This window comes from Parasedimentitalea marina (assembly GCF_004006175.1).
Taxonomy (GTDB): Bacteria; Pseudomonadota; Alphaproteobacteria; order Rhodobacterales; family Rhodobacteraceae; genus Parasedimentitalea; species Parasedimentitalea marina.
The window spans coordinates 1,954,112-1,976,178 of record NZ_CP033219.1; the positions used below are offsets into that span (position 1 = coordinate 1,954,112).

22 protein-coding genes are annotated in these 22,067 nt (G+C 55.8%); 8 read left to right on the forward strand and 14 right to left on the reverse strand.

Annotated features, from left to right (window positions below):
- The first annotated feature begins 5 nt into the window (after positions 1-5).
- The gene (locus EBB79_RS09545) at positions 6-1,505 is read left to right on the forward strand and encodes an aromatic amino acid ammonia-lyase (protein ID WP_127748671.1); all 1,500 of its coding nucleotides are present in this window, start codon (positions 6-8) and stop codon (positions 1,503-1,505) included.
- 22 nt (positions 1,506-1,527) lie between these two features.
- On the opposite strand, the gene EBB79_RS09550 is transcribed toward EBB79_RS09545, so the two are convergent.
- The 3 genes from EBB79_RS09550 to EBB79_RS09560 are packed head-to-tail and all read right to left on the reverse strand — an operon-like array spanning position 1,528 to position 4,625.
- Complete coding sequence (locus tag EBB79_RS09550; RefSeq protein ID WP_127748672.1) at positions 1,528-2,109, reverse strand: retropepsin-like aspartic protease family protein; 582 nt, start codon at positions 2,107-2,109, stop codon at positions 1,528-1,530.
- Between the two features lie 45 nt (positions 2,110-2,154).
- A complete protein-coding gene (locus tag EBB79_RS09555; protein ID WP_127748673.1) occupies positions 2,155-2,775 on the reverse strand; it encodes a MarC family protein in 621 nt (206 codons plus the stop codon).
- Positions 2,772-4,625, reverse strand: coding sequence for an ABC-F family ATP-binding cassette domain-containing protein (locus EBB79_RS09560; RefSeq protein ID WP_127748674.1), 1,854 nt, complete (start codon positions 4,623-4,625; stop codon positions 2,772-2,774). The genes EBB79_RS09555 and EBB79_RS09560 overlap by 4 nt, the downstream gene beginning before the upstream one ends.
- 20 nt (positions 4,626-4,645) lie before the next feature.
- Between EBB79_RS09560 and EBB79_RS09565 the strand changes: the two genes are divergently transcribed.
- Together EBB79_RS09565 and ndk are read left to right on the forward strand one after the other, a co-directional pair.
- Positions 4,646-4,858: a hypothetical protein gene (locus EBB79_RS09565; protein ID WP_127748675.1), complete on the forward strand. Its 213-nt coding sequence runs from the start codon at positions 4,646-4,648 to the stop codon at positions 4,856-4,858.
- Positions 4,859-4,871: 13 nt separating this feature from the next.
- A complete protein-coding gene (gene ndk / locus EBB79_RS09570) occupies positions 4,872-5,294 on the forward strand; it encodes a nucleoside-diphosphate kinase (protein WP_127748676.1) in 423 nt (140 codons plus the stop codon).
- An 86-nt stretch (positions 5,295-5,380) separates the two neighbouring features.
- Here ndk and EBB79_RS09575 read toward each other — a convergent pair whose 3' ends face one another.
- Positions 5,381-5,713, reverse strand: a complete 333-nt coding sequence (locus tag EBB79_RS09575; protein ID WP_127748677.1) for a TfoX/Sxy family DNA transformation protein — start codon at positions 5,711-5,713, stop codon at positions 5,381-5,383.
- Between the two features lie 128 nt (positions 5,714-5,841).
- On the opposite strand from EBB79_RS09575, the gene EBB79_RS09580 reads away from it, so the two are divergent.
- Entirely contained in the window at positions 5,842-7,074 is a 1,233-nt protein-coding gene (locus EBB79_RS09580) for a cytochrome P450 (protein ID WP_127748678.1), read from the forward strand.
- Between the two features lie 79 nt (positions 7,075-7,153).
- Here the strand turns inward: EBB79_RS09580 and EBB79_RS09585 are convergent, their stop codons facing one another.
- From EBB79_RS09585 to gap, 3 genes are all read right to left on the reverse strand, one after another.
- Entirely contained in the window at positions 7,154-7,549 is a 396-nt protein-coding gene (locus EBB79_RS09585) for a response regulator (RefSeq protein WP_127748679.1), read from the reverse strand.
- A 191-nt stretch (positions 7,550-7,740) separates the two neighbouring features.
- On the reverse strand, positions 7,741-7,884 hold the full coding sequence (locus EBB79_RS24405) for a hypothetical protein (protein WP_164860779.1): 144 nt from the start codon (positions 7,882-7,884) through the stop codon (positions 7,741-7,743).
- Positions 7,885-7,944: 60 nt separating this feature from the next.
- Positions 7,945-8,964, reverse strand: coding sequence for a type I glyceraldehyde-3-phosphate dehydrogenase (gene gap / locus EBB79_RS09590; protein ID WP_127748680.1), 1,020 nt, complete (start codon positions 8,962-8,964; stop codon positions 7,945-7,947).
- A 228-nt stretch (positions 8,965-9,192) separates the two neighbouring features.
- Between gap and EBB79_RS09595 the strand changes: the two genes are divergently transcribed.
- Positions 9,193-10,155 carry a DUF808 domain-containing protein gene (locus EBB79_RS09595; protein WP_127748681.1) on the forward strand — a complete coding sequence of 321 codons (963 nt, stop codon included), beginning with the start codon at positions 9,193-9,195 and terminating at the stop codon, positions 10,153-10,155.
- A gap of 703 nt (positions 10,156-10,858) precedes the next feature.
- On the opposite strand, the gene tkt is transcribed toward EBB79_RS09595, so the two are convergent.
- Positions 10,859-12,880: a transketolase gene (gene tkt, locus EBB79_RS09600; RefSeq protein WP_127748682.1), complete on the reverse strand. Its 2,022-nt coding sequence runs from the start codon at positions 12,878-12,880 to the stop codon at positions 10,859-10,861.
- A gap of 240 nt (positions 12,881-13,120) precedes the next feature.
- On the opposite strand from tkt, the gene EBB79_RS09605 reads away from it, so the two are divergent.
- Together EBB79_RS09605 and EBB79_RS09610 are read left to right on the forward strand one after the other, a co-directional pair.
- A complete protein-coding gene (locus EBB79_RS09605) occupies positions 13,121-13,993 on the forward strand; it encodes a coiled-coil domain-containing protein (protein ID WP_127748683.1) in 873 nt (290 codons plus the stop codon).
- Positions 13,993-14,391: a cell division protein ZapA gene (locus EBB79_RS09610; RefSeq protein WP_127748684.1), complete on the forward strand. Its 399-nt coding sequence runs from the start codon at positions 13,993-13,995 to the stop codon at positions 14,389-14,391. The genes EBB79_RS09605 and EBB79_RS09610 overlap by 1 nt, the downstream gene beginning before the upstream one ends.
- A 136-nt stretch (positions 14,392-14,527) precedes the next feature.
- Here the strand turns inward: EBB79_RS09610 and grxD are convergent, their stop codons facing one another.
- From grxD to EBB79_RS09625, 3 genes are all read right to left on the reverse strand, one after another.
- Positions 14,528-14,890, reverse strand: a complete 363-nt coding sequence (grxD, locus tag EBB79_RS09615) for a Grx4 family monothiol glutaredoxin (RefSeq protein WP_127748685.1) — start codon at positions 14,888-14,890, stop codon at positions 14,528-14,530.
- A gap of 34 nt (positions 14,891-14,924) precedes the next feature.
- A complete protein-coding gene (locus EBB79_RS09620) occupies positions 14,925-15,167 on the reverse strand; it encodes a hypothetical protein (RefSeq protein WP_127748686.1) in 243 nt (80 codons plus the stop codon).
- 243 nt (positions 15,168-15,410) lie between these two features.
- On the reverse strand, positions 15,411-15,647 hold the full coding sequence (locus EBB79_RS09625) for a BolA/IbaG family iron-sulfur metabolism protein (protein WP_127748687.1): 237 nt from the start codon (positions 15,645-15,647) through the stop codon (positions 15,411-15,413).
- A 66-nt stretch (positions 15,648-15,713) separates the two neighbouring features.
- On the opposite strand from EBB79_RS09625, the gene EBB79_RS25230 reads away from it, so the two are divergent.
- Positions 15,714-15,845, forward strand: a complete 132-nt coding sequence (locus EBB79_RS25230; protein ID WP_274594841.1) for a hypothetical protein — start codon at positions 15,714-15,716, stop codon at positions 15,843-15,845.
- A gap of 69 nt (positions 15,846-15,914) precedes the next feature.
- On the opposite strand, the gene purL is transcribed toward EBB79_RS25230, so the two are convergent.
- From purL to EBB79_RS09640, 3 genes are all read right to left on the reverse strand, one after another.
- A complete protein-coding gene (purL, locus tag EBB79_RS09630; RefSeq protein WP_127748688.1) occupies positions 15,915-18,080 on the reverse strand; it encodes a phosphoribosylformylglycinamidine synthase subunit PurL in 2,166 nt (721 codons plus the stop codon).
- A 309-nt stretch (positions 18,081-18,389) separates the two neighbouring features.
- Complete coding sequence (locus EBB79_RS09635; protein ID WP_238705046.1) at positions 18,390-19,574, reverse strand: BamA/TamA family outer membrane protein; 1,185 nt, start codon at positions 19,572-19,574, stop codon at positions 18,390-18,392.
- A 23-nt stretch (positions 19,575-19,597) separates the two neighbouring features.
- Entirely contained in the window at positions 19,598-21,913 is a 2,316-nt protein-coding gene (locus tag EBB79_RS09640) for a mechanosensitive ion channel family protein (protein WP_127748689.1), read from the reverse strand.
- Between the last annotated feature and the right edge of the window lie 154 nt (positions 21,914-22,067).

Here is a 22,067-nt window from a genome sequence, read left to right on the forward strand (position 1 = left end):
CAACTATGTTTGATAATTCCGACGTTTCTTCCGGCGATCCAATTGTTTTGGATGGCGTGTCTCTGACCTGTGCGCAGCTAGTGACGGCTGCACATCAGAAGTCAAAAGTGGCAATCACCGAAGAGGGCAGGGATCGGATTATCCATGGTCGTAAGGTGGTGGAAAGTGTCGCGGCCAGCGGCGCCCCCGGATATGGCATCACCACCGGCGTTGGATCGCAAAAGGATTTTGCGGTCGCTGCTGAAAATGTGCAGGACTATAATCGCCGTCTGGCCCGCGCGCATTCAACCCATATTGGCGGCGCTGTGCTGCCCAAAAGCCGTGTCCGCGCCGCTTTGATCATTCTGGTCAATGAATTTTCGCTTGGGCTGTCAGGCGTTTCAGAACCTCTCGTCCAATTGATCACAGATCAGATCAACGAGGCCGCAATGCCCGAGGTGTCATCTTACGGGACGGTGGGCGCGGCAGATCTGATACCAATGTCACAGATAGCGAACTGGTTGCAAAACATGCCGCAAGCGCAAAAGTTTGGCATCCCCGGACCCAAAGAAACCCTGTCCCTGATCAACACCAATGCGATCACTCTGGCCACCGGAGCCGAAGTGTTGATGGAGGCACGTGATGTGCTGGATCTGGCAAACCTGTCGCTGGCCTTCTCGCTGGAAGCCTTCCGCGGCAATCTGGATTCGGTCTCGGAAAAGGTGAACCTCGCGCATCGTCGTGGCGGGCAGGCGAAGGTCAGTGCAGATATACGTGGGCTGCTGCACAACAGTAAGCTTTGGGACGATGGACAAGCTCGGCGCATTCAGGACCCGCTGAGTTTTCGCTGTGCCTCGCAGATCCAAGGGGCGCTGAGCGAACTGCTGGACCGTGCGGTCGAGGTCTGGGATCAAGAGCTGAACTCTGTCACCGATAACCCGATTGTGGATGCTGCAGAACAATGTGTCCGATCGCATGGTAATATGGATTCTACCCGCATGACCCTGGCCATAGACGGGCTGCGGCAGGCCTTTGCCAAAACGCTGGATATCTCTGGCGAGCGGTTGCACAAGCAACAATGGACCGAGTTCTCCGGGTTGCCCACGGGGTTTGCGGACGCAAATAGCCCTCTGGGCGGCGTACAGTTCCTGAACCTTGGCCATTTGGCGGCGTCGCTTATCACTTCAGCCAAGATCTGGGCTGCGCCCTCGTTGCTTTTGTCTGTCGGCCAACTGGCTGACGGAGTAGAGGACACAGCTGGGTTGGCGTTTCATTCGGTCGCTGACTTTGAGCGTATACTTGAGGCAGCACGTCTGGTTCTGTCGATTGAAATTCTGGTCTCGGTTTGGGCGATCAACAAACGTGGACTGCCAACATCCGATTTGGGCGAAAGTCTTCGGGAATACACCGATCAAATCACCTCGTTGCTGCCTATCGGCAAAGAGGGGCTGGACGTGTTTTCAATCGAGCCGATCGTCGACGTCATTCGCTCTATCAGTCAAAGCCGGGTTGCCAACTTAGTCTGAGGATCATTCCGGATAGGGTGTCTTAGCGGGTTAACACCAGTGATCCGCTGCGAATTTCGATGCTGGACCAACGTTGCAGGTAACTCATGCCAAGCAGCGATTGGTCCAATTCGCCTTGGTTAACCCAGACCCGGACATTGGTGTCAGTGATTGGTCCCAGTGATATCGTGTCAAGCCAGACCGAGGCTGTGCGCACTTCACCGTTGGCTGTGTTGGCGCGGCCCAGATAGGCGAGGGTGTCTGGGTCAATCCCGGCCCGACGCGCGTCAGCTGCATTCAGCACAACATCCGTAGCACCGGTATCGACCAGAAAGCTGACAGGCACCGAGTTGACATCCAAAGTCAGGTAATAATGACCGTCGTTAGAGCGAGGAACCTCAATCTGGCCAGCGTCGCCAATCACCGATTGTTGCGGCAGGACGGTGCTGCGGATATCACCCCATAGCCCATACCCAGCAATCACACCTAAAAAGATGAAGGCCCAAATCGCAAGTTGCTGCACGGTATTACCCAGACTCTGGCGGTTTTGCACAAAGACCCAGGATCCGACAACCAACAGCAGCAGCACAAGGTAAATTACCCGACCATAGTCAACGTCTACCATCAAATACCCCCCTACAGTCTCATTTAGGTACTGCTGCGAAACTTGCTAGCCCGCAAAGCCAAAGTCCTTAAGCCCGTCAAGAATAAACTGGACGGACAGGGCGGCCAATAGCATCCCCAAAAGGCGGGTGATCACATTGATCCCGGTCTTGCCCAGCAGTCTTTCGAACAAGCCAGAGGCAAGGAACATCGTCGCCACAATGACCATAACTGCCAGCATTACCGTGATCACCATGGCAAAACCCTCGATGCCGGTGGTTTGCCCGGCCAACAGGATCACCGTCGCGATAGAGCCAGGGCCGGCAATCAGCGGAATGGCCATCGGAAAGATAGAAGGATCCTGGCTGTCGTCATCATCGCCCTGATCCTGACGCCGTTTGCTACGCCGTTCAAACAGCATATCCAGGGCAGTCAGGAACAGCAGGGCGCCACCGGCCACCCGGAAAGCGGCCATGGAAATGCCGATAAACCCAAGCACCGCCTCGCCGAAGGCCGCGAAAAGCGCCAGCAGGACGGCGGCTGTAAAACAAGCCCGCAATCCAACCGACCGGCGGGTGGCCGGGCTCATCCCTTGGGTCAGCGCCATAAATACCGGAGTCAGGCCAATCGGATCAACAATGACAAACAGCGTCACAAAAGAAGTGATCAGAAAGGCGGTATCAATCACAGCGATTCTGCTTTTTCCAATTTTTCCAAGGCCTTCATCCACATGACTTCGGCACGGCCCAATGCGACCATGACCTCGGCGTGCTTGCCTTGCCAGACTTTGGCCTGATCTTTGTTCTCGGGTTCGTACATCTCTGGATCACCCAGTTTGGTGTCCAGCTTTTCCTTCATCTGGGTCAGCTTTTCCACCCGCTGCTCGCTTTTTCGCGCCTCCGAGCGCAACGCCAGGATGGCATCGCGGGTCGGGCGTTTGGGTTTTGGCTTCTGCGCCGCTGGTTTGGGCGCAGGTTTGTCACGCGCCAGCAACAGATCGCGGTATGAGGCCAGATCGCCCTCATAGGGGTTCACTGTGCCATTTGACACCAGCCACAGTCGATCAGCCACCAGGCTAAGTAAGTGCATATCGTGGCTGACCAGGATCACCGCGCCGCTATAGGCCGTCAGCGCCTCGACCAGGGCCTCGCGGGATTCGATGTCCAGGTGGTTGGTCGGCTCATCGAGAATCAGCATATGAGGTGCATCGATGGTCGCCAGCAACAGCGACAACCGGGCCTTTTGCCCACCGGACAGGCGGCCCACTTCGGTGTCTGCCTGATCTGCCCCCAGACCAAACCCGGCCAGACGGGCGCGCAGTTTGGATTGACCTTCGCCGGGACGTTCCCGTTGCAGGTGCATCAATGGGGTCTCGTCGATGAACAGCTCATCGACCTGGTGCTGAGCAAAAAAGCCAATGCGCAGCTTGTTGGACTGGGTCATCTTACCCGACATCACGTCCAGGCGCGCCGACAGCATTTTGGCCAGCGTGGATTTACCCTGACCGTTTTTACCCAGCAGGGCGATCCGGTCGTCCTGATCGATGCGCAGGTCCATCTTGCTCAGAATTACTGTGTCGCCATAGCCAACTGATGCGCCTTCGGTGGCGATAATAGGCGGCGACATTTCTTCGGGCTCGGGGAAGGTGAACACCGTGCGCGCGGCATCTTCGGGCGCGCGGATGGTCTCCATTTTCTCCAGCATCTTGACCCGGCTTTGCGCCTGTTTGGCCTTACTGGCCTTGGCTTTGAAGCGATCAACGAAGCCCTGCAGATGAGCGCGACGCAGATCCTGCTTCTTGGCAGCTGCGGCCTGCACGGCCCGGTTGGCAGCACGCTGGCGCGCAAATTGATCATAGTTACCAGAGTAATAGGTCAACCCGCGCTCTTCGACGTGCAGAATGCCACCAACCGAACGGTTCAGCAATTCGCGGTCGTGGCTGATGATGATCACGGTATGTGGGTATTTCACCAAATAGGCTTCCAGCCACAACGCGCCTTCCAGGTCGAGGTAGTTGGTCGGCTCATCCAGCAGCAGCAGGTCGGGCTGAGAGAACAGCACAGCAGCCAGGGCCACACGCATCCGCCAACCACCCGAAAAGTCGGAACACGGACGTTGCTGGGCTTCGACGTCAAAGCCGAGACCTTTCAGAATTGAGGCGGCGCGGGCTTCGGCGGACCAGGCATCGATGTCGGCCAGTCGTGTTTGGACCTCGGCGATCCGGTGTGGATCTGTGGCGGTTTCGGCCTCGGCCATCAGCTCGGCGCGTTCAGTATCAGCAGCCAGAACCGTATTGATCAATGAGACGTTTGACGAGGGGGCCTCTTGTGAGATGCCGCCGATACGGGCCTTGTTGGGCAGCGAAATGTCGCCCGATTCCAACACCAGTTCGCCGTAGATCAGACGGAACAGAGTGGTTTTCCCGGTACCATTGCGGCCAACCAGGCCAACCTTGTGCCCGTTTGGAATGGTGGCGCTGGCGCCTTCGAAAAGCGGACGGCCTTCGACGGCATAGGTGATATCTTTGATGCGTAACATGACGCGGGACGTAGCAGACAGTGACCGACTACGCCAGCCTCTGTTATTGGGTTCGTGACGTTCTGTTTGTCACTGGTTTTGCCGACGCGTTTGCCGACGTGTTTGGCCACGTGTTTACCCGTGCATTTCCGGCCGTTGAACCTAGACTGAACCCTTTCCAAACCGCGCTTGCCGTGTTACCCGAGCGCCAAATCAGATCACTGGTGGAAGGGCGTTTTGCCCAGCCCCAATAACAGGAGAAGCCCGATGGCTCTGGAACGCACTTTTTCGATCATCAAGCCCGATGCAACACGCCGTAACCTGACTGGCAAAATCAACGCCAAATTCGAAGACGCTGGCCTGCGCATTGTTGCGCAAAAGCGTATTCACCTGACTATGGCTCAGGCTGGTGAATTCTACAAAGTTCACGCCGAGCGTCCGTTCTACGGTGAGCTGTGTGAATTCATGGCGTCGGCACCGATCGTTTGTCAGGTTCTGGAAGGCGAAGGCGCCATTGCCAAAAACCGTGAAGTCATGGGCGCTACCAACCCTGCAGACGCAGACGCCGGCACAATTCGTGCTGAGTTCGCTGAATCCGTTGGCGAAAACTCGGTTCACGGCTCCGACGCACCAGAAACAGCCGCTGAAGAAATCGCTTACTTCTTCTCCGGTCTTGAACTGGTTGGCTAATCCGTAACGGGTTACGCAAAAAATGATTGGGCCGTCTGTTTCGCGCAGGCGGCCTTTTTCACGTGCCGCTTAATGTGCCACAACGATTAGCGGCGTTTCTCAACGACCCCGATTTGGTTCAACAGTGTTTCCAACTCGGACAGGCCTTTGTCAAACGCCCGCTCTTTGATGGCGTCAAACCGGATGCGCAGGGCCTTTTTTTCTTCGCCTTTGCAATCATTCCACGGTCGACCCTGCAGGCCCATCACCAACACGTAATATCCAATGAAATGGGGTTTGGTGCCGTTTTTCAAAAGCAGGGCATAGGTCTCATCTGCGCCCAGTGCACGCAGATGTTCAGCTGACGGGATGCCAGCACGGGCACAGGCCTCTTCGTAAGCAGGACCAAGATTGCGGATCGATGATATTGGTGTGTTCATGGTTCGTTTCTATCGGGGGCTTTACTGGATGTCATCCCTGCAAAAGAGGTTCATTGTAAATGGGGCGGGCAATTGACAGTGCTGTCGGGCGGCATCACCTTGGGCTTAGAAAACCGAAGGGGAAAGTGATGCCAGCGCATATTTCGCAGCAAGCAACTTTGAACATAGAGAATTTTGACTTGGCCAACCCACCACAGGGGTTTGTTGAAGACCCATTTTCCTTTTACGACGCCCTTCTGGCGACAGCCCCGGTTCTGCGGCAGCCGGATGGCTCGGTGATGCTGTGCCGACACAGTGACCTGAACCGGATCTACCGCGATACCACGTTATTTTCGTCCGATAAAAAAGCGGCTTTTGGACCCAAGTTTGGTGTTGGCTCGCCGCTGTTTGAACACCACACCACGTCACTGGTGTTTTCTGATCCGCCATTGCACACGCGGGTCCGCCGGATCATGACCTCTGCACTGGCACCGCGGGCTATTGCACGCATGGAGCCGGGGTTGGCGGCAACGGTTGATCACTTGCTTGATGACATGGCGCATAGCAATCAGGTCGATTTGATCGAAGATTTTGCCTCGTCTATCCCAATTCAAATCATTGGCAATCTGCTGGACGTCCCAATGGAGGAACGTCAGCCCTTGCGAGATTGGTCCTTGGCCATCCTTGGCGCGTTAGAACCCTCGCTGAGTGCGGACCAATTGGCAGCGGGTCAAACGGCTGTCGCCGAGTTCAAAGACTATTTGACAGATCTTATAGCGCGGCGGCGGGCCCAACCGGGAGATCTGGAGACTGATGTCTTAACACGGTTGATTGAAGGCGAAGGCGCCGACGGAACGTTGAGTGAAATAGAGTTGATCCAGAACTGTATTTTCATCCTGAACGCCGGCCATGAGACCACAACCAACCTGATTGGCAGCGGGTTGGCCCTGTTACACGATCATCCGGAGCAAAAAGCCCGACTGCTGGATAATCCTGACCTGATCAAACCAGCCATCGAAGAGATGCTGCGGTTTCGGTCCCCCAACCAACTGGGCAACCGGGAAACGACAGCAGAGGTTGAGATCGGTGGAGAAGTCATCGCGAATGGGACCAATTTGCATCTGGTCATTGGCGCTGCCAATCGCGATCCAGATGTTTTCGAGTCTCCCGAGATCTTTGATATCTCACGGTCCCCGAACCGTCACCTCGCGTTTGCCGGAGGTCCCCATATCTGTGTAGGTTTGACGCTGGCGCGAATGGAAGGCTGGATCGCAATTGGACAGTTTTTAAAGCGGTATCCGGATTTTCAAATCCAGCCCGGCCGCATTCCCGGAGGGCGCATGAGGTTTCGGGGATATGCCAAACTGCCGGCTGTTTTGTAGTGGAACATTTCTGGAATGGATCGTTTTGCAGAAATTTCGGCTAACCCATACCAGTCAATAGGGTATGGGCATTGGACGATTACTGTTTGAGGAGTTCGGCTGGCACATATACTTTACCGGTGCCCATGTATCTGACCGCCTCCAGCAATGATTTTGCCCCCATGGTCTTTGGCAGATACCCAATGGCGCCTGCGTCCAGTGCTTCCTGAGCGGTCTGGGTGGGCGCACTTCCAGATAGAATGGCGACACCTTTACCACCGTTGCTCTTCAATGCGCGTTCCAACCCTTCCAAGCCAAACATCCCCGGCATGTTATAGTCGAGCAGAACAAGATCAAAGGGGCCGGATTTGTCAATTTGATCAAGCGCATCCGGAAAGTTGATGGTCGTGATGACCTCGGCGCCGCCAACAGAATGCAAGTAGGCGGATATGGTTTCACGTACCATGTCGTGGTCATCTGCAAGTAGTATGCGCATAAAGCTCACTAGCTGGCTTAAGGTCCGTTTTCACATATATAGGGTTGGATCTGCCAATTCCATTAACTTTTACAAATGAGTGGGTGGAATTGTTGATCCAAAGGCCTTTTTTCACGTTTGCGCCGCCTGAAATAGGCAGGAAAGGACACGTGACGGCATGGGATGTCGTGACAATCTGCGCCTGTCCAAATCTAGCGCCAGAACGCGACCCAATTGATCAGTTCGTAAAAGCGTTTGCCCAGAAAGACCACATGGGTGGTTCCAAAAAGGGCGATGTCGATGACAAGCGCGGCGCTGATTATTAAACCAAGCACGATTGAAATTTTAGGTGTCATATCGCCCCGCCCAGAAACTCACCCGGCCAGATATGCCTGACCAGGCGAGTGATCTCAAGCTTAAGCAGCCTTGGATAAGGCAGAAAGGCGTCCCATGGCGCAGGCCACATCAGCCATGCGAACAGAGAAGCCCCATTCGTTGTCATACCAGGCCAGAACCCGAACCAGACGATTGCCCACAACGCGGGTCTGTTCTGGCGCAAAGATTGAGCTTTCCGGTGACTGGTTGAAGTCGGTAGATACCAGCGGGGCAGGTTCATAGCCAACGACACGCGCCATCGACCCTTCAGAGGCTTCCCGCATGACCGCATTTACTTGATCAACAGTCACATCGCGCGAGGCGATGAACGTCAGATCGACGGCGGATACATTGGGCGTTGGGACGCGCATGGCAGACCCGTCAAGGCGACCTTTCAGATTAGGCAGTACCTCACCCAGGGCTTTGGCCGCACCGGTTGATGTTGGGATGATCGACATCGCAGCTGCACGGGCGCGGTAGAGGTCGTCGTGGCGGCGGTCCAGGGTTGGCTGGTCGCCGGTATAGGCGTGAATGGTGGTCATTTGGCCATGTTCAATGCCGATACCATCGTCGAGTGCTTTGGCCAGTGGTGCCAGACAATTGGTGGTGCAGGACCCGTTCGAAATCATGGTGTCAGTGGCGCGAAGCTCATGATCGTTGACACCATAGACAATTGTTCTGTCGATGTTTTTTCCGGGGGCGGACAACAGAACCTTTTTAGCACCACGTTCCAGGTGTATTTTGGCCTTGTTGCCGTCGTTGAATTTACCGGTGCATTCCAGAACGATATCGCAGCCGTCCCAGTCCAGTGCATTCATGTCATAGGTAGAGTACATCTGCATGTCGCCACGACCCAGGTTCATGGTGCCGTTTCCGATGGTGACTTCGCCGGGAAACCGGCCATGCACAGAATCGTATTTTAGCAAGTGGGCTGCAGATTCCAGCGGGCCTGTGGCATTTACCTTGACCACTTCGATGTCATCACGCCCAGAGGCCGCGATGTGTGACAGGGTGCAACGGCCAATACGGCCAAATCCATTGATCCCGACTTTGATGGTCATCTGTATCTCTCCAAGCGAGCAATCCTTATGCTGGATATAATGCGGTACCAATCACTTCGAAAGAGAGAATATGGATATAAAACCATACTGTTAGCGCAAAATATTCATGTTAACGGTAACGAAAAATGGCTGGTGGCGATAACACAAATAGAGATTGCGCTAACGCTTGTGCCACCCGAGTTATCGGTTAGGTTAGCCAGCGCAAGGATAAGCTAAAAGGGTTACGGGATGAGCGGATTGCTGGCACTGATGGATGATGTGGCAGCAATTGCCAAGGTGGCTGCGGCTTCGGTTGATGATGTCGCGGCACAGGCCTTGAAGGCCGGGTCAAAGGCGGCTGGTGCCTTGATCGACGATGCCGCCGTGACCCCCAAGTACCTGCATGGGTTTGCCGCCAGCCGGGAACTGCCGGTGATCTGGAAGATCACCAAGGGGTCGCTGAAAAACAAACTGCTGTTCCTGCTGCCCATCGGATTGCTGCTGGTCAATTTTGCGCCCTGGTTGATTTCTCCGCTACTGATGCTGGGCGGATCGTATCTGTGTTTTGAGGGCGCCGAGAAGATCTATCACCTGCTGGCGCCGCATGACGATACCCATGTATTCAAAGAGGACGAACCGGGTGATCCGGCACATCTGGAAGAGAAAAAAGCCGCAGGGGCCATCAAGACGGATTTCATCCTGTCCGCCGAGATCATGACCATCGCTCTGGCTGAAATTCCCGATAGCAACATCTGGATGGAGGCCGCAACGCTGGCTTTGGTGGCGGTTGGCATTACCGTGGCCGTCTATGGCTCGGTTGCATTGATTGTCAAAGCGGACGACGTTGGTTTGTACATGGCGCGGAACAGCTATTTCTCTGTGACCCGTAATCTGGGCCGAGGATTGGTGCGGATGATGCCGGGGTTCCTGAAGCTGCTGATGATTGTCGGGACTGCAGCCATGTTGTGGGTTGGTGGGTCGATCGTCATCCACGGGATGGAGCAGATGGGCTATGGCTGGCTGGGTCACCATATCCACGACTACGCCGCTGCGGTGGGCCATATGGTGCCCGAGGCCTGGCTGGGTATCACCGAGTGGTTTGCCAAGGCAACGATGGACGGAGTGTTTGGACTGGCATTGGGGTTTGTTTTGATTCCGGTCGCGACCAAGGTGATTGGGCCGATGGTTAGCCTTGTTTCCGGTAGATTATAGCTCGGAAAACATTGAATATTAGAAACTCACAGGACTTACTGGACATGAACATTTCTGAATTGCCATTAGTTCGGCGCCCGTTGGGGAGGGGCAAATGGCAAACCACAATGATAATTGGACGACTTAGTGACCCTTCCAATTCGCCGGGTTTTGCCGCTGAAAGCACTCCATTTAACGTTGATGAACTATATATTTTTCTAAGCATGCGAATCCATGCCGCGCTTGAGGCTCAGAAACGGGCGATCTGGTTCGGAGGGCGTCTATATAATAGGTTAAGTGGGATTTCTGAAAGTTACATTCCCTTGACCGGGCCATTACTATTGACTGTGCTGGAGTTGGTTGGCAGGGATGGCACCAGTCTAGTCCTAGGCGATCAGCCATATGAACTGCGTTTGGACTTTGCTCAAAAGGCTCATGATGTTCTTAGGGTAAAATTCGAAACGTCACCTTCTGTTTAAGGCACAATGGTGAGGGTGCCGTTCCGAAGGAGTCTAAAAAATGAGCATACCCACAAAGAGCACATGAAATCAGTCTTCATATTTGCTGTATGTGGCTATCTGACCATAAGGGCAGGCTGATCGGAGCACGTGTTCCCATGTCTCCGCTTGTTCAGTTGAAATGAGATGAATTTGGGACCTGCATCTGCTAAAAAATAAAGGGGCGCCCGAAGGCGCCCAATTTTGTTTCAACTGTCTGTACTGTTTCAGCCCAGCAGATCTTTGACCTTTGCCACAGTCGCGTCAGCGGTAATGCCGAACTTCTCGTACAGCTCACCAGCAGGCGCCGAAGCACCAAAGCTGTCCATACCAACAAATGCGGCTTTCTTGTCTTGGCCACGCTCGCCCATCAGCCAACGATCCCAGCCGCCGGCGCGAACGGCGGCTTCGATGCCAACACGGACCGGACCTGCAGGCAGAACCTTGCGACGGTAGGTTTCATCCTGCGATGCAAACAGCTCCATACAAGGCATAGAGACAACGCGGGTACCGATACCCATCGCTTCCAGCTTGGCCTTGGCCTCCATCGCGATGGCGACTTCGGACCCAGTGGCGATCAGGATCACCTGACGCTTGGCCTCGGCGTCAGCCAGAACATAGGCGCCTTTGGCGGTCAGGTTGCTCAGCTTGTGCTCGGTCCGGACGGTCGGCAGGCCCTGACGGGTCAGCGACAGCACCGATGGGGTTTCCTTGGCAGACAGGGCAATTTCCCAAGCCTCGGCAGTTTCAACCGCATCAGCGGGACGGAACACATAGGTGTTCGGCGTCGCGCGGCAGATTGCCAAATGTTCCACCGGCTGGTGTGTTGGTCCATCTTCGCCAACACCAATTGAGTCGTGGGTCATCACGAACACCGATGGGATTTTTGACAGGGCCGCCAGACGCATGGAGGGGCGCGCATAATCGGTGAAGCAGAAGAAGGTGCCCGAGTAGGGGCGGATGCCGCCGTGCAGTGCCATACCGTTCATCGCAGCGGCCATGCCGTGTTCACGAATACCCCAATAAACAAAACGACCCTTGCGGTTGTCGGTGTCAAACACACCCATGTCGCCTGTTTTGGTCAGGTTGGAGCCGGTCAGGTCAGCCGAGCCACCCACGGTTTCCGGCATGATCGGGTTGATCACCGCCAGCGCCATCTCAGATGCCTTACGGGTCGCAACCTTGGGCTTGTCTTCGCTGATCTGCTTTTTCAGGGCTTTGACCGCGGCTGACAGCTTTTTCGGCGCGTCCATGGCATAGGCGCGGTTGAACCGGTTTTGTTTTTGCTCGGAAACTTCAGCAAAGCGAGTTTCCCACTCGGCGCGATCTGCAGCGCCACGGCTGCCGATAGCTTCCCACTGGGACTTGATGTCGGCGGGCACTTCGAACGGACCCGTTGTCCAGCCATAGGCTTCTTTGGCGGCTTTCATCTGGTCGGCGTCCGTCAGTGCGCCGTGACCCTTGGAGGTGTCCTGCGCAGCGTGGCCCAAAGCGATATGGGTTTTGCAAGCAATCATCGAAGGTTTCTTCGATTTTTTAGCGGCGGTGATCGCCTCGTCGATGGCCTGTGGGTCGTGGCCGTCGATTTCGATGACCTGCCAGCCAGACGCCTTGAAGCGTTGAACCTGGTTGGTGCGGTCCGACAGTTCGACCGAGCCGTCGATGGTGATGTTGTTGTTGTCCCAAAACAGGATCAGCTTACCCAGGTTATGACGTCCGGCCAGGCCGATGGCCTCTTGGCTGATACCTTCCATCAGGCAACCGTCACCGGCCATCACATAGGTGTGGTGGTCAACAATCTTGCGGCCATACTGAGCGCGCTGGATTTCTTCTGCCATGGCAAAACCAACAGCATTGGCCAGACCCTGACCCAGTGGGCCGGTTGTGGTCTCAACCGCGTCCAGCAGGAAGTTCTCAGGGTGACCTGCGGTCAGAGCGCCCATTTGGCGGAAATTCTTGATCTGGTCCAGGGTGACCTGAGCATCGCCACAGAGGTGCAGCAGCGAGTAAATCAGCATCGAGCCGTGGCCCGCCGACAGGATAAACCGGTCGCGGTCAGGCCATTGTGGGGCAGATGCATCAAACTTTAGATGCTTTTCAAACAAGACGGTCGCGACGTCGGCCATGCCCATCGGCATGCCAGAGTGGCCCGAATTGGCCGCAGCAACGGCATCGAGGGTCAAGGCGCGGATCGCGGCGGCCTTGGCCCAATGTTCGGGGTTCGCAGTACGCAGGGCAGTCAGGTCCACTGGGTCATTCCTTTGGGTTTTCACGCAGATAGGGGGCTGAATAGCAGCGATTTGGCAAAGATCAAGTATTGCTGGGCGTCAGATCGCCGTCTGAGGTCAAGTTTGACCTGCAAGTGGTTGAAAGCAAACATGGGGTAATTTACTCATTGTTTGAGTAAGCTGGCAGAAACCGGAACCTGGGCGCGATTCGCATGGTGGGGAAGGGATTAGGCAGATGGTGCGGATTGGTGAGGAACGGGCATGAGTCAAATCGAGGAACTGCAAAGCCGTATAACGGCCGCGATGGACAGAATCGGGACCGGATTGGGCGCACTGGAGGCGGCCAAGGACGAAGCTGCACAAAACGATTTGACACAGGCACTGGAAGACGAACGGCTTGCCAATGCCCAACTTGAAGAGCGCCTGAAAACTCTGAAAGCGCAATTGGCCGATGTCCCGGCGCCAGTGGATACTTCAGGTGACCTCGAGGCCCTGCAGGCCGAGGTAGAGTTGCTGCGCAATGAAGTTGGCAATACTGTTGAAAAAGATGCTTTGAAAGAGGAGGTTGCCCGTCTGACGTCTGAATTGGAAGCGGCGGGTAACACGGCAGCAATGCAGGCCGAGGGCAAGGCGTCGCTTGAGGCTGAGGTCGCCGAAGTAAGGGCGGAGGTTACTGCCTTGCAGGACCAGATTGCCACGGCTGCGGATGGCGGTGGTGATGAAACCCCGACCGCTGAGCTGACTGCCGAAGTCGATAGCTTGAAGGCGCAGCTGGAAGCCGCTCAGGGCGCATTGGACGAGGCACAGGCTGCATCTGGCCAACCCGAGCTGGCACCTGCGTCGGACAACAGTGAAGAACTTGAGCGTCAAAATGGTATGCTCGTTCAGCTGGACACGGATCTGCAGCAATTGCGTCATGCCAACGAAAGCCTGCGCAGCGCCAATACAGCCCTGCGCGAGGCCAATGCCGCTGGGGTTGGCGATGCAGGTTTGATCAATTCTGCGCTGGAAGCGGAAATTGAAGGTCTGCGCGCAGCTCAGGCCAGCGATCAGGCGCAGGTGAATGTGGTTCTGGCCAAGCTTGAACCCTTACTGGCGCAAGCGCAAAATCTACCAGAAGGGGAGGAAGTCTGATGCCCGAACTGACCATTCATATCGGCGGTCGTGCTTTTGAAGTCTCCTGTCAGGATGGCGAGCAGAGCTATTTGCAGTCCGCTGCCAAAATGCTGGACGATGAGGCACAGGTGCTATCGGATCAGATCGGTCGGATGCCCGAGGCCCGGATGTTACTGATGGCAGGCCTGTTGCTGGCAGATAAAACTGCAGCGGTCGAGGATCGGATCAAGATCGTCGAGGCCGATTTGGCAGCGCGGGACGCGGAACTGGCCGAATTGCGTGCCGCTCCAGCCCCTGAACCCGAACGTATCGAGGTCCCTGTCGTGCCACCACAAGTGACCGATACGCTGGCTGAACTGGCCGCCCGGGCCGAGGCAATGGCCGCACAGGTCGAAGAAAAAGTGACCGAGGGTTAAGTCCGTCAATTCTTGGGCACCTTAGGGTTATATCAGGCACGAAAAAGCCCCAAGGCCGGACCAGGATGGCGGGCCTTGGGGCTAAAGCAGCTGATTTGCCAATTGTGCCGGGCGCAACTGTCCCGGCAAATCGGTTTTAAGCGTTGGCTTCGCGAATCTTCTCAAAGGCAGCTTTGTCATAGGTGATGGCGTTTTCGTCAAACACGCCGTCCAGCTCACCCGAGAGGGCCATTTCCGTGATGATGTCGCAACCGCCGACAAATTCGCCCTTGATGTAGAGCTGTGGAATGGTGGGCCAGTCGGAGTAGTCTTTGATGCCCGAGCGGATATCTTCGTCGGCCAGCACATTGACGTCAGTGTATTCGATGCCGATGTAGTTCAGTACACCAGCCACGCGGGACGAGAAGCCACACTGCGGCATGTCCTTGGTGCCTTTCATAAACAATACCACGTCATTGGCTTTGACGGTTTCGTCGATACGGGTCTTTGCGTCGGTCATGTCGCGTTTCCTTAGTCTACCGCGCTGTCGCGCTTCATTTTGCGTTACGACTGCTGAAACGCCTGCCGACGTCTTCTAACAGCTGGTTTTGTTTTATGGCCTGTTCAACCAGATCCAAATCCGTTGCTTCTTGTCCCAGCTCAACCTTTTTGCGGTTTCCATTGCGCATTTGGGGTTGCGACTGTGACAGTGTCCGTCTTTTGTTGCGCTTCACATAAGCTTCAATTGCGATTGCCGCAACCAGCAGCCCTACAATTGCGGCGATGATCCACGGCATGTTCATGTCTTAAGAGCCATGGCCTTGGCAAAGGCCTGTGGGTCGCGGGTTACGCGCACTATTTCGCCATGTCCGCCACCTGGACCGCCAGAATGGTAAGAGGTGTCAAAAACTTGATCACCTTGTCCGAGCTCGGCACCGTGCTTGTTTTTGTTGTCATTTCGCGCACGACTTTGAGCGAGAAGTGCGATGAGCAGAACAACTGCGCAGAAAACCGATATGGATATGATTAGATCCACTAAACTATTCGGGTGCTTTGGTGGTCAGGCCCAAAGCATGGATTTCGCCGTTGGAACCGTCCATCTTGCCTTTGAGCGCAGCCATCACAGCGCGCTGCTGCTGAACACGGTTTTTGCCCCGAAAGCTTTCGTCGATCACCTGGGCTGAGAAATGCACACCGTCATCCCCCATCACGATGATCTCGGCATTGGGAAAGCTTTCGCGGATCAGCGCTTCGATATCTGAGGCTATCATGGCCATTGGGGTCGTCTCCTGTCTTGTTGCCCTAGATGTAGATGTGCCGGGGCGGGGCCGCAAGGGGGACTGGTGATCCTATTGAGCGCGCTGCGCGCGCACCGGTTTGATTGGGTCTGGAGAGAGACGCGCCGACGCCTGTCGATTGGGCGTTGCAAAGGCCGCACTGTCGACGAGCGGGCAGGGGATCTCGACCAATTCTGAGTGCTCTGGTCCGCCCGCCCCAATGTGGGACGGACGGTTTTGAGGTAGAGAGCCTGATCAGTGGGTGGGCTAGGCGACTGCAGCAGCAAAACTGCCGCGGTAGAGTGCGGCCAGATCGGCCAGAGGTGCTTCGCTGCCGCCTATTTTCACAGTATCGCCGGAAAAATGGCCTACGGTGGTGAGGGTCACACCGGACTGCCCGGCTGCCAACATCAGCGCTTCGGCCTGGTCAAAGTTACAGGCGACCAGATAGCGCGCCTGATCTTCACCAAACAAAGTGGGGGTATCGCCTGCATCGATTTGCACCCCGACACCGGCCTCTTCGGCCATCTCGAATGCCGCCAGTGCGAGACCGCCGTCAGCCAGATCGGTACAGGCCTTGATATAGTCCCGGTTGTCGCGGATGAAGTTGCCGTTGCGCTGTTCAGCGTCCAGATCTACAGCCGGGGCATCTCCGTCTTCACGGTTAAAGACCTCAGCCAGCAGGGCGGACTGGCCCAGGTGGCCCAGGGTTTCACCAACCAAAAGGGCAACATGCCCGTCGCGGGCTTCGCCAATGATCGGCTCTTCCCCGGCGGCAATCAAGCCAACTGCACCGATTGTGGGTGTCGGCAGGATGCCCTCACCGTCGGTCTCGTTGTAGAGCGAGACGTTGCCGGACACGATTGGCATGTCCAGAGCCGCGACCGCCGCGCCGATGCCTTGAAGGGCGCCAACAAACTGGCCCATGATTTCGGGCTTTTCGGGGTTGCCAAAGTTCAGGTTGTCGGTGGTTGCCAAGGGTTTGGCACCTACGGCTGTCAGATTGCGATAGGCCTCGGCCACCGCCTGTTTGCCGCCTTCAACCGGGTTGGCTTTGACATAGCGCGGCGTCACGTCCGAGGTGAAGGCCAGCATTTTATCGGTACCGTGCACCCGGATCAGGCCTGAACCTGCGCCTGGACGACGGGCAGTGTCGCCCATGACAGTGGTGTCATATTGTTCATAAACCCACTGTTTACCCGCGTAGTTCGGCGAGCTGATCAGACCTTTGAGCCCGTCAATCGGGTCAATGGTGGGAACGTCGGCGTCGGTCAGTGGTTCAGCGGCAGGGGTTGGAACCCAGGGACGGTCATATTCCGGTGCCGATCCCGCCAAGGTGGTCAGTGGCAGATCGGCCTTGATCTCACCGTTGTGCAAGATCAGGAACCGGTCTTCGGCGATTGTTTCACCAACGATGGCAAAATCCAGGTCCCATTTTACAAACACCGCGCGGGCTTCGGCCTCAAGTTCGGGGTTGAGAACCATCAGCATGCGTTCTTGAGATTCGGACAGCATCATCTCATATGCTGTCATGTTCTCTTCGCGCTGGGGCACATCTTCCAAGTTCAGCTTGACGCCAAGCTTGCCCTTGTCGCCCATTTCCACTGCCGAGCAGGTCAGACCAGCAGCACCCATATCCTGGATAGAGATCACCGCACCGGTGGCCATCAGCTCCAGCGTGGCCTCCATCAGGCGTTTTTCGGTGAAGGGGTCACCGACCTGAACGGTGGGGCGCTTGTCTTCGATGGTGTCATCAAACTCAGCCGAAGCCATCGTCGCGCCGCCAACACCGTCGCGACCGGTTTTGGCGCCAAGGTAGACCACGGGCATGCCAATGCCAGAAGCAGCCGAGTAGAAAATCTTGTCACTATCAGCCAGGCCGGCCGCAAAGGCGTTAACCAGGCAGTTGCCATTATAGGCCGGGTGAAAGCGAACTTCGCCGCCGACGCAGGGCACACCAAAACAGTTGCCATAGCCGCCAACACCTGCGACCACGCCGTTGACCAGCTGGGTGGTCTTGTGGTGAGACGGTTCGCCAAAGGACAGCGAGTTCATCGAGGCAATTGGGCGCGCACCCATGGTGAATACATCCCGCAGAATGCCGCCAACGCCGGTCGCCGCACCCTGGTAAGGCTCGATATAGCTGGGGTGATTGTGGCTTTCCATTTTGAACACCACACACTGACCATCGCCGATGTCCACGATGCCTGCGTTTTCGCCGGGCCCGCAAATCACTTGGGGGCCCTCGGTGGGCAAGGTGCGCAGCCATTTCTTGGACGACTTGTAGGAACAGTGCTCGTTCCACATGGCTGAGAAGATCCCCAGCTCAGTATAGGTCGGCTCGCGGCCCATGATGTCCAGGATGCGCTCGTATTCGTCTGGGCTCAGTCCGTGGCTTTCAATCAGTTCGGATGTGATGGCTGGTTCCTGCATCGATCATTTGTCCCCGGATGGCTGTAATTGCGGGCCTTTTAGGCCAAGCTGGCCTCAGGGGGAAGAGAAAAGCGGCATGGTGAGGCGTCGCAATCGGTTATTCCCAATCTCAGGGTGGGGAAACGCGGTGGCAAACAGTCACTCCCGTCCGTCGCTGGGTATCTAAGATACCCGCTCCCGTTGGGCATGGCGCCGCGCTTTGCGCGGCGCCATGCCCAAGTCTGCAAGGAGTATTGGCCCAGCCAATGCTGTGCGCAGCCGCGGGAGTGTTTGGATCGGATGGACTGAGGTTTCACCCTGAGCAGGATATCAGAACCGCTGTCCGACATAGATGTAGATTTGGTCGTCACCCAGATTACTGTGGCTAATATCAACCGAAAAATCGATCGGGAACTTCTTGGACACGCGATACCTCGCACCCAATCCGATGGCACTGTGGCTTCCACCGTCACCAAATTCGGAAAGTTTTGCGCCGGTCCAGCCGATGCCGCCAAAGGCAACAGCGCCCCACCGTGGTCCAAATCGCCGTCGGTACTCTGCCTGAAACGATGTCGAACGCAGGTCGAGGAACTGAGTGGAGTTGAATCCCCGCATATTATCAGTGGCGCCGATCGAGCATTGGTCAAAGAAAGGAGTTTCATCGGTTGCGGCGCAAAACACCCCCCGAAAGGCCAGAGTGCTGTCCGCTGCAAGCGGTCGATAGGTGTCATATTTTATATTGGCCTTGTCGTAGCTGGCTCTGCCGGTATCGACGAAGAAGCTGCGGGTGGCCTCGGCTGTCAGCCGTGAACCGTCAGTTGGGTAGTCACTGTTGTCACGGCGATCCCAATCGGCGCTGAAACCCGCGGTGATGATTTCCAGGTTGAGATCCGGAGAATACTGCGGAGGCAGTGAAGGGAAACTGGTGCCATCGACAGCAATAGACGTGTTCAGGTACCGGATTACACCACCAAACGAAAGATCCTCGGTGACGCCATAAGCCAGGTTGAAACGGGCAAGTTGGCCATCCTGGTGAATTGGAATAGGGCCAAGGGAGGTGTACAGATCATATCTGACATCCGCTTTGCCGGCAAAAAGATTCAGCAGCCAACGGTTGTTGTCAAAGGCCAGGTTGGTCATCAATCCAGCTGCCTGGCTGCCGTTGTCTGATCGCATTGCGCCCAGTCCGATGACTGAGGTTTTTGAGCCGGGATCAATTTTGAACAAATACCCGGCCCCAAGAGCCAGGCCCGAGCCGATTGTTGGATTGGAAAATGGGACCGGTGCGACAATCACAGAACCGTTGCTGAAGCCAAATCCACTGTCGCCTCCGGCGGTTTCAATGTGATCCATTTGACGATGAACCTCATCAGGTCCGGCAGCCTGCACTGTCTGTGGGCCCAGACCGCACAATATGGCCACTGTGATCGCATGAGCACGGACATAGTGTGGAATGGTCAGACGCATCGCATGAAACGCGTCTGACAGGATTGATAGTAGAAATTGAGCAATCATGTTTAGGTCATTCTGAGGCGAGCTCATTTTTTCCCTTTTGCAGCAGCGGCCTCGGCTGCCTTGGCCTCAACCTGTTGCTGTACGGCTGCACCTGCTGCTGCGGCAACCGCGGTTTTATCCGCTTCACTCAGATTATCTGACTCGTCCAGTCCGGGAAGTGCAACGCGAACTTCGCGGCGGGCGAACTCAATACCGTTGGCATCAAACTCTTTGCGAACCCGGTTGTAGATCTCTTTGCGAATGGTGAACTGGGTGCCGGGCTTGGCCATGAACTTACCCCGCATAACGATGCCGACATCGTCAAACTGGAACACACCCTGGCTTTTGAAGGGTTCAAGGAAATCATCCTTGTATAGAGGATCTGCAATCATTTCGGCGCCGATCCGTTTGAAGATCTTTTTGACTTTATTGGGGTCGGTATCAAATGGCACGGTGAACATCAGCTTCATGATGACCCAGTCCCGGCTGAAATTCGTCAGCTTGGGAATTTCGCCGTAGGGAATGGTATGCACCAGGCCACGGTGGTGGCGCAGCTGCATCGAGCGGATCGAGATTTTTTCGACCGTGCCCATGGTGCCGCCGACCTCGACATATTCGCCAACGCGAAAGGCATCGTCGATCAGGAAGAAGACGCCTGAAACCACATCAGTGACCAGTTTCTGGGCACCGAAACCAATCGCCAGACCAAGGATACCAGCCCCAGCCAGCAGGGGTGTGATGTCAATGCCAAGGCTGCCAACGGCCAGCAGACCGAAGATCACCATAATAGCAGTCTGGGCGCTGACCAATGCAAGTGGCAGTACGGTGGTCAAACGAGATCCACCTGCGCCACCGCCTTCGCCACCACCCAGATCGCCTTCAACTCCGGCCACGGATGTTTGTTCTTTGGCAAGCTGGCGGTTGACGTAAAGCGAGACCAGTTCATAGATCACATAGCCAGTGGCAACGGTCATGATGAACTCAACCGAGTTGGCGGCAAACCGTTCACCAACGCCAGCCGCTGCCAGATTTCGTAAATCAAGGTTCCAGGCTTCTGCAACCCTCAGGACCACAATCAGGCCGGCAATAACACGCCCGATTTTGATATAGCTCCGTTTGGTGGCTTTATAGGCGGCCTCGGCCACGGCCCCTTCGCCAATCATCGGCGGCAACATATGACGCACCAAACCGCGAATGGCAGTGTCTATGACCGGTGCCAAAAGCAGCCAGAACATTGTGGTGTAATGCGGAGTTGTCAGGAGTAGCTTGAAGTACCCGAAACCAGACAGAACCTGAACGACAACCCAAGTGACAGCGGCAACCGCAATGGCAAAGTAGGGGTAGGCAGAGGCCACCCAGACGTCGAACCTGCTGCGATCCGGATCCGTTCCAAGCATCATCTGGGTCAGACCTTCACGGGCGGTCCAGAATATCAGTGCCACATAGATGTGCACGGCTGAGTTTAGCCAGAAGGCAATGCGTGTTTCTGCAATGGCAACACCATTTGCGGTGTTGAACCCAATGATGAACATCGTGAAACCACCCAATAGCACCAAGCCAATCAGGTTCCGGTGCAGATAGGCAGCCCAACGGTCGTCTATATTGACCAGCCGAAGATCGGACCGGTGCGGTGCAAGTACAAAGCGCGAGACTGCAGCGCCAAGGCGAGGAAACCAGATCATGTAGGTGACAAATGGTCCGGCAAAGGAAAGTTGCGCAGGGCTAAGCAGGGCCAGGCCGACAGTTCTGAGTGCCACATAAAACGCAACCAAGCCTAGGATTTCGCGACCAAAACGGCGGGCCAGAAAGCCAAGCGCGCTCCATAGTGTAGCATCGTCGGCCGTAGCTTCAGTGCCCTGCCAGCGTTTTGAGATCCTATTTACGATCATCTCGGCAGCAAGACCTGCGGCAATGGCAATTGCCATGAATGCGAAAAGTTTCAGCAGGCCCATGTCGCCAAATGCCGATCGAAAGTTCGACAGGGCCTCGATCTGTTTGGAACCCAAGTGAGACAGCTTCCCAATGGCGCTTAGGCCGGGTGAATAGAACGCTGTCCAGGTTTCTTCCAGGGTTGCGATCAATCCTTTGCCTGGTGCCGGCGCAGATTGAGCAGCAGCAACTGCGTCCAGTCGATCCAGCAATAGACCGCGCACTTGATCATCTGACATTCTGGCGACCATTTCGTGGATGGCCTCTGGGGTCAATGGATCCGGGAGCGTCACCGTATCTGCGGTGTTGGTGCCTGAGGTTGGCAGCATTTGCGATTGGGCGGAAAGAGGCGCTGTCGTTGCAAAGGCCATCAGGACGATCAGTCCCAAGACATGCAAAACCTGAACGTAGCGCTGCAATAGAGTTTTCATATTATCCTCTGGAAAATCTGTCGGAGGTTAAAAAATTAGTAGGCTGGCAAAACACCGGAAGTACCGGTGGCACTTATCATATGCAGTTTGCTGGAATTTGTCTGTTTGGAAAAGCAAAAAAAAAGGCCGAGCGCAAGGCTCGGCCGAAGTCCAA

Excerpts from the sequence above, each read along its gene's own strand:
- EBB79_RS09545 (WP_127748671.1), top strand. The coding sequence starts at position 6 with ATGTTTGATAATTCCGACGTTTCTTCCGGCGATCCAATTGTTTTGGAT.
- EBB79_RS09550 (WP_127748672.1), bottom strand. The coding sequence starts at position 2,109 with ATGGTAGACGTTGACTATGGTCGGGTAATTTACCTTGTGCTGCTGCTG.
- EBB79_RS09560 (WP_127748674.1), bottom strand. The coding sequence starts at position 4,625 with ATGTTACGCATCAAAGATATCACCTATGCCGTCGAAGGCCGTCCGCTT.
- ndk (WP_127748676.1), top strand. The coding sequence starts at position 4,872 with ATGGCTCTGGAACGCACTTTTTCGATCATCAAGCCCGATGCAACACGC.
- EBB79_RS09575 (WP_127748677.1), bottom strand. The coding sequence starts at position 5,713 with ATGAACACACCAATATCATCGATCCGCAATCTTGGTCCTGCTTACGAA.
- EBB79_RS09580 (WP_127748678.1), top strand. The coding sequence starts at position 5,842 with ATGCCAGCGCATATTTCGCAGCAAGCAACTTTGAACATAGAGAATTTT.
- EBB79_RS09585 (WP_127748679.1), bottom strand. The coding sequence starts at position 7,549 with ATGCGCATACTACTTGCAGATGACCACGACATGGTACGTGAAACCATA.
- EBB79_RS24405 (WP_164860779.1), bottom strand. The coding sequence starts at position 7,884 with ATGACACCTAAAATTTCAATCGTGCTTGGTTTAATAATCAGCGCCGCG.
- gap (WP_127748680.1), bottom strand. The coding sequence starts at position 8,964 with ATGACCATCAAAGTCGGGATCAATGGATTTGGCCGTATTGGCCGTTGC.
- EBB79_RS09595 (WP_127748681.1), top strand. The coding sequence starts at position 9,193 with ATGAGCGGATTGCTGGCACTGATGGATGATGTGGCAGCAATTGCCAAG.
- EBB79_RS09605 (WP_127748683.1), top strand. The coding sequence starts at position 13,121 with ATGAGTCAAATCGAGGAACTGCAAAGCCGTATAACGGCCGCGATGGAC.
- EBB79_RS09610 (WP_127748684.1), top strand. The coding sequence starts at position 13,993 with ATGCCCGAACTGACCATTCATATCGGCGGTCGTGCTTTTGAAGTCTCC.
- grxD (WP_127748685.1), bottom strand. The coding sequence starts at position 14,890 with ATGACCGACGCAAAGACCCGTATCGACGAAACCGTCAAAGCCAATGAC.
- EBB79_RS09620 (WP_127748686.1), bottom strand. The coding sequence starts at position 15,167 with ATGCCGTGGATCATCGCCGCAATTGTAGGGCTGCTGGTTGCGGCAATC.
- EBB79_RS09625 (WP_127748687.1), bottom strand. The coding sequence starts at position 15,647 with ATGGCCATGATAGCCTCAGATATCGAAGCGCTGATCCGCGAAAGCTTT.
- purL (WP_127748688.1), bottom strand. The coding sequence starts at position 18,080 with ATGCAGGAACCAGCCATCACATCCGAACTGATTGAAAGCCACGGACTG.
- EBB79_RS09635 (WP_238705046.1), bottom strand. The coding sequence starts at position 19,574 with ATGATTGCTCAATTTCTACTATCAATCCTGTCAGACGCGTTTCATGCG.
- EBB79_RS09640 (WP_127748689.1), bottom strand. The coding sequence starts at position 21,913 with ATGAAAACTCTATTGCAGCGCTACGTTCAGGTTTTGCATGTCTTGGGA.